Here is a 6,013-nt window from a genome sequence, read left to right as displayed (position 1 = left end):
GCGGCGCGCAACAATCGGAATCGGAACCGGGCCGCCAGGATTCCTTCCGGAATGCCGACAGGCCTCAATCGATTCTTCGGCTAAATGGCGCCTGCGGCCTCAAAATGAGGGGAGACATGAGGGTCATTAGACAAATGCTCATGCAACCGGATAAGTAGTTCCCCACGAGTAGAAACCGAACCACCGAGCAGTATGAACAGCGACAAGGCAAGCGGCAGTCGCAGCAACTCGATAAGCGCCGCCTCCGGAGGCAGAGAACCAGGAAATGCTTTTTTGATCGCCTTCTCAACCTCACTAACCGAGGGAGGGTCGAGAACCCATAGCCGGAAGACGGCATCGACAGCCATTCCATGGCGACCATTTGCAACTACGCGCGTTCGGCTTAGGACTCGCAGCACGCGCGCACGTTCGTTGACGCCGTAATCTGCTACAAATTCCGACCAACCGTCTAGAAAAACGCACACCCGCGAATCTCGGACCAAAGTGTCTATAGATACGCCATCGGCAACGTCAGCTACCGCTCTGATGACATCGTCCCAGCTCGCCAAGCGGCCTAATGGAAGGAATAGAGGAATCAGCCCCCCGGTATTTAGCATTTCATTCGCAGCATGCCATAATGCGTACGTCTTTCCCGATCCAGGTGGCGCGATTAGTAGGTGGTGCAATTCGCCCATTTCGGTCAACGCGCTAATTCCATGCACCTCCTGCTTCGCAGACGAAGCCTGCTCGGTGCTGCTAGTAATCCTCCGCCGCACATTCCCAAACTCTTCAAGAGCTTTCCGCGCCGCAGCGGAGGCCGTCGGGAATAGGGGAAGCAGAGACGGCGGTGATCCCGCAGCCAAAAGATTCCCGGCGATCCGACGCAATGCAGCGGCTTCGAGGTCCTGTCCGGCGGTCGGGCCTTCACTCGAGTCCACTTTTTTTGAAATGGTAACACCGTCGAGTTTAGCAAGAATGATCTCGGTAGATGCTTGGTTTTGCGCACTCAATGCTTGAGCGCTCGGATTCGTTGCTAAATCAGCCTGAAGCCCAGCAATTAGCACTGCCAGGATCACCTCAACTATGCCGGAAGCTAACGTCCCCTTGTCGCCCACAAGCTCTTCGTACTTAGAGGCGAGCGCCTGGCGGTTCTGGTCGTCTGCTGGTAGCCTCGGCCGACCACTCAGGTCATTTGCTGCCAGGGAACTGAGGCACTGCCGTACCTTTGGGTCATCAAGCCACTTCCACAGGCTTTCTCCGAAAAATTGTGGATCTGGTCTGATACTGGCTTGCTGGGCTGTCGCAATCGCATTCCGCCACCAAGCTGGCTGAGCAGCGCGACCGGTCAACGCATTGATTGTTTCACTCAAGCAGATCTCGATCCGGTTAGTCGGCGGCGAAACAACTCCGCTTGCGGCCTTACGTTGTGCGTTTAGGCGCTTTACCTGGCGTATTATTGGCCCGGTGGCCACCTTTAGAACGAACATCAAGGCCTCTTTTAACGTCGTAATGAGTGACATTTATGAGTAAATGCCCGGAGGCACGTGAGTCTGACGTTGTCCCAAGGACGTAATCCTCATGACGGTGCACATTGACATATCTTAGGGCCTGAGCTTGAATAAGCGATTCGGCACGAAAGAATCGGAATGACCACGAAAACGCAAGGATCGAATCGGGCGAACTGGGTGACGTTGGGTCGGTCCGGCCTATTTTTGGGGGATGATTGATATTGCAGCCATCAAGTCGCGCTTTGAAGCTCTTGAGCCGTTTCTGACCGAACGGGATCGCCGTCTGTTTGCCGCTGGCGAAGCCCGTGCCGCGGGTCGAGGAGGGATTGCGGCGGTGTCGGTGGCGACCGGCATTGCGCGCAGCACGATCGGCCGGGGATTGGTTGATTTGCGTCTGGGTACGACGCCGTTCGGCGCGCGGGTGCGCAGATCGGGCGGTGGGAGCAAGCCAGCGACCGAGATCCAGCCAGGACTTTTGGACGCGCTGAATACGCTGGTGGAATCATCGATCCGCGGCGATCCGGAGGCGCCGCTGCGCTGGGTCAGCAAGAGCCAGCGTCATTTGTCGGCCGCACTGGCCGAACGCGGTTTCACTGCGGGTCAGAAACTAGTCGGTCGTCTGCTGAAGAAACTGGGTTTCAGCCTGCAGGCGAACAGCAAGACGCGCGAAGGGACGAACCACCCCGACCGTAACGCCCAGTTCGACCATATCAGCGCCCAGGTGAAGGCGTTCCAAGCAGCCGGCGAACCCGCAATCTCGGTCGACACGAAGAAGAAAGAGCTTGTCGGCGACTTCAAGAATGGCGGACGTGAGTTGCGCCCGAAGGGGCAGCCCGAGCCGGTACGAGTGCATGATTTCATGATCCCCGAACTCGGCAAAGCTGTGCCCTACGGCGTGTACGACATCGCAGCCAATACGGGATGGATCAATCTCGGCATCAACCACGATACCGCAGTCTTCGCCGTCGAGAGCATCCGCCGCTGGTGGTATGAGCTTGGTGCATCCCGCTATCCGGCGGCAAGCAAGCTGCTGATCAATGCCGATTGCGGCGGTAGCAATGGTGTGCGCGTACGTCTGTGGAAACGAGAGTTGCAAGTCCTGGCTGACGAACTCGGTATCGCGATCTCCGTCTGTCACCTGCCGCCTGGCACCAGCAAATGGAATCGCGTCGAGCACAAGCTATTCGCGTTCATAACCCAGAACTGGCGCGGCAAGCCGTTGGTCAGCCATGAAGTCATCGTCCAACTGATCGCCAGCACAACGACGAAGACCGGCCTCAGCATTGCCTGCAGGATCGATCGTGGCGATTATGAAAAAGGCATCAAAATCACCAACGCCGAAATGGCGTCACTCAATATCCAGCATGCCGATTTCCACGGAGAATGGAACTACACAATCAGACCAAGAAAGGCCAAATTATGATGCGATTATCCGGGCTCAGACCCTAAGCCGGTTATCCAGGCTGCTGCGAGAGGGGGCCTTCCTTTCCGATGAACCCGGCAAAAGTTCTGTGGCGGTATGTCCGCCTCGACGGTGATCATCTTCCCGTCGAAGAAGATCGCCAAGGGCGTCCAACGGAAGGTCCGCTTAGGGCAAGCGCCAAACACCGGCTGCAGCCACAATGGGCGCCAAACGACCACCCGAGATCGATACAGGTGAATGGCCGCTTCCCTCATGAGCTAACCTTCATCTCAAATCACTGAACGTCCGGGTCTGGTCGACACCTGCCAGGCCGTTATCGGCCCACTTCGGCTGCTGCCAACGGGCCTGTTAAGAGGCAGCTATGGATCAACTCCGGTGGTTTGTTGCAGTGAGCCTCAGCATCTGGTCGTGAGAAAATGTGACCATGTGATCGGCCACCGAGCCCGGAATCATCAGCAATCAGCAATAGGACTCAAGGACTCACCCGAAATCGCGCGCCTTCACTTTGGTCTGGTTCGCGCTTGACGGCAACCGGCCGCTCTTCGCGTTCGCCGGAATCTGGATCGTCCGGCACGATACCCGCGCTACCAAGATCGACCCGCTCGAAGGTGAACGCCCGGGCGTCGCGGGCGAACAGTATTGCCATCGTACACGATGCGATGGCCAGGTCGGCGCCTATTGGGCGCCGTCCTCGCTGAAGCGCCAGACCGGGATGCCGAGCTTGCGGGCCTTGTCGGTGAGGTTGGCGGAGATGCCCGAGCCTGGGAAGGCAATGAGCCCCGTTGGCAACGCGTCGAGCATCTGATCGTTGCGCTTGAACGGTGCGGCATTGCGGTGTTTCGCCCAGTCGGGCTTGAAGACGACCTGCGCCACCTTGCGGCTATCGGCCCAACAGGCGGCGATGCGCTCGGCGCCTTTGGGACTGCCGCCATGCAGCAGCACCATATCGGGATGCTTGGCGCGCGCCTTGTCGAGCACGGCCCAGATGCGCTGATGGTCGTTGCAGTCGGGACCGCCGGTGAAGGCGATGCGGGTGCCCGCGGGAACCAGCAACTCGGTCTCGGCGCGGCGTTTTGCCGCGAGAAAATCGCGGCTGTCGATCATCGCGGCGGTGAGTGTGCGATGGTTGACGATGGACCCGGCACGCGGGCGCCAGGCCGCGCCGGTCGCGGCTTCGAACAGTTCGGCGGCATGGTCACGGAAGAATTCGAAACCGTTGCGGCGCTCGATAAGGGCGAGACCCTGATCGATCAGGCGCTCGAGCTCGACGGATTTGACTTCCGAGCCGTTCTGCTCGGCTTGACTGCGGCGCTGTGCCTGCTCGTTGCCGTCGAGATCGCGCTCGATGCGGCCGATCTTGCGATGGAACAGATTGACCATGGACCAGAGCAGGTCGGGCAGGTCGTCCTCGAGGCTTGTGCCGGCCAGCATCGTGCCGAACACGTCGAAAACATCGGCAAGCTGCGCCTGCGCGATGTCGGTGTCCGGCAGCGGTCGTGGACCGGGCTCGTCCGGACCGGGGCGGTAGCCGTAGAGCGCCAGTTCGTCGAGCAACTGCGCGGTTGGGGATGCGGCGTGGTGTTCTACTCCGGCCTCGGTTTCGGGGCCGGTGTCGTCGCTGGAGAACAGGGAGGGGGTCATGGCGTGCGCCTTTCTGCCGGGGACCGCGCCCATCGCGGCCTTCACGGGCGATCCCTGGCCGGAGGCGGAGACGGCCCGCACCCGCACCGCCCCGCTGTGCGGGGCGGCAGGGCCGAAGCGCAGCGGAGGATGGCGGCCGGGCGGCTATTTTGTTTCGCGATGCAAAGCCGGGCATCTGCGCCCCCATCGCGCCCGCGCGATGGGGTGGACAATCGGAGCCCCCGCGCGGCTTGCCGCGGGGAGTGATCTTGCCCGGCGGCGGAAAATAGCCGCTCGGCGCCATTGCGGGCCGGCGCCGCCTCCGGCAGATCGCCCGCTCGGGAAGGCCGTGGGCGCGGCGCTCGTCCGGCAGGGCAAGCCAGCACGTCCCCACCACCCTGCCCTGCTCCCGGCCGATCCCGGTGCTGCCGAACCTCAGGTTCCGCCACGTCCACCCCGGCGGAATTCGGGCGGCACAAACCGCACCCGGTCAGCGGGGACGAGCTGCGGTACCAAGGAGCGGAGCATTGCGGCCGGGCCCAGCTGCACCAGATCGGTGTTGAAGTCGTCCAGGACCGGCACGAGGTCGCGGACCTCGAGGCCCGACGCCGCGCCGCGTATCCGCAGCCGTTCCGCCGCACGACATCCGGCTTCGTCATTGTCGCGGGCGACATAGAGCCGGCGCAGCGGCGGTGGGAGCCAAAGCGCGGCGAGATGATTGGCCGAGAGCCCGGCGATCATCGGCAGAGCGGGCAGCACCGACTTCAGGGAGAGGATGGTTTCGAGCCCTTCGCCGGCGGCCAGCACGCCGCGGCCGGTGCCGAAGCGCACACCGTTGCCGAGCAGATGACCGAGCGCGCGCCGCGGATCAGCCAGCGGCGCCTTGGCGGGACGGGCGGGATCGAGCCAGGTGCGATGCACGCCGGTGATGCGGCCCTCGGGATCGGTCACCGCTGCCAGCAGTGCCGGCCAGACTTGGCGCGGCACCCCCTCATGCGCGCGGTAGTAAACCGCCGGATGGTAGCGCAGGTTTGATGCATCGAGCGGCGCAAAAATGCCGCGGGCGCGGAGATACGCTTCGGCCGGCGTACCGATGATCGGTCGCCCGGCCTGAAACAGACGACGCGCGGCTTCGCCGGATCCGCCCGTGAGCGGCCCGCTCGGCGCGGCGGCCGGCACTGCCGATGAAGCCCGTGACCGCAACGAAGACCCTGCTACCCGCAGTGAAAGGTGCCGAGGGGATTCCGGACGCGGCGGGGAGAGAAAGACACGCGCCTCGGCAAGCGCGTCGCGCAGCTGACCGAAACCCCGGCTGGCGGCGATGAGGTCGAGCAGATCGCCGTGTTCGCCGGTCATCGCGTCGGTCTTATGTTGAATGCAACATAAGACCGAACATGTTGCGGCGAAAGTTATGTTGCGGATCTGCGGTTGGGCTTTGTGCCGCAGGCGATCGACGGCTTCCACGCAACATAATGTCAGGACG

The 6,013-nt window shown here is 62.1% G+C and carries 5 protein-coding genes; 1 reads left to right on the top strand and 4 read right to left on the bottom strand.

Features of this window, described 5'->3' with window-relative positions:
- Window positions 1-80 precede the first annotated feature (80 nt).
- The gene (locus L2A60_RS19680) at window positions 81-1,499 is read right to left on the bottom strand and encodes a hypothetical protein (RefSeq protein WP_235706158.1); all 1,419 of its coding nucleotides are present in this window, start codon (window positions 1,497-1,499) and stop codon (window positions 81-83) included.
- 199 nt (window positions 1,500-1,698) lie between these two features.
- Between L2A60_RS19680 and L2A60_RS19675 the strand changes: the two genes are divergently transcribed.
- A complete protein-coding gene (locus L2A60_RS19675) occupies window positions 1,699-2,910 on the top strand; it encodes an ISAzo13 family transposase (protein WP_235706157.1) in 1,212 nt (403 codons plus the stop codon).
- A 472-nt stretch (window positions 2,911-3,382) separates the two neighbouring features.
- On the opposite strand, the gene L2A60_RS19670 is transcribed toward L2A60_RS19675, so the two are convergent.
- The 3 genes from L2A60_RS19670 to L2A60_RS19660 all read right to left on the bottom strand — a co-directional run bounded on the left by L2A60_RS19670 (window position 3,383) and on the right by L2A60_RS19660 (window position 5,994).
- Window positions 3,383-3,556, bottom strand: coding sequence for a hypothetical protein (locus tag L2A60_RS19670; protein ID WP_235706156.1), 174 nt, complete (start codon window positions 3,554-3,556; stop codon window positions 3,383-3,385).
- Between the two features lie 29 nt (window positions 3,557-3,585).
- Window positions 3,586-4,551: a DUF2493 domain-containing protein gene (locus tag L2A60_RS19665; RefSeq protein ID WP_235706155.1), complete on the bottom strand. Its 966-nt coding sequence runs from the start codon at window positions 4,549-4,551 to the stop codon at window positions 3,586-3,588.
- Between the two features lie 414 nt (window positions 4,552-4,965).
- Window positions 4,966-5,994 (bottom strand): DUF7146 domain-containing protein, encoded by a 1,029-nt coding sequence (locus L2A60_RS19660; RefSeq protein ID WP_235706154.1) that lies wholly within the window; start codon window positions 5,992-5,994, stop codon window positions 4,966-4,968.
- Between the last annotated feature and the right edge of the window lie 19 nt (window positions 5,995-6,013).

Source organism: Acidiphilium iwatense, from assembly GCF_021556475.1.
Taxonomy (GTDB): domain Bacteria; phylum Pseudomonadota; class Alphaproteobacteria; order Acetobacterales; family Acetobacteraceae; genus Acidiphilium; species Acidiphilium iwatense.
The sequence above is the reverse complement of the archived record's forward strand: the minus strand, read 5'-3'. Positions and strand labels throughout refer to the sequence as shown.

Excerpts from the sequence above, each read along its gene's own strand:
- L2A60_RS19680 (WP_235706158.1), bottom strand. The coding sequence starts at position 1,499 with ATGTCACTCATTACGACGTTAAAAGAGGCCTTGATGTTCGTTCTAAAG.
- L2A60_RS19665 (WP_235706155.1), bottom strand. The coding sequence starts at position 4,551 with ATGACCCCCTCCCTGTTCTCCAGCGACGACACCGGCCCCGAAACCGAG.
- L2A60_RS19675 (WP_235706157.1), top strand. The coding sequence starts at position 1,699 with ATGATTGATATTGCAGCCATCAAGTCGCGCTTTGAAGCTCTTGAGCCG.
- L2A60_RS19670 (WP_235706156.1), bottom strand. The coding sequence starts at position 3,556 with ATGGCAATACTGTTCGCCCGCGACGCCCGGGCGTTCACCTTCGAGCGG.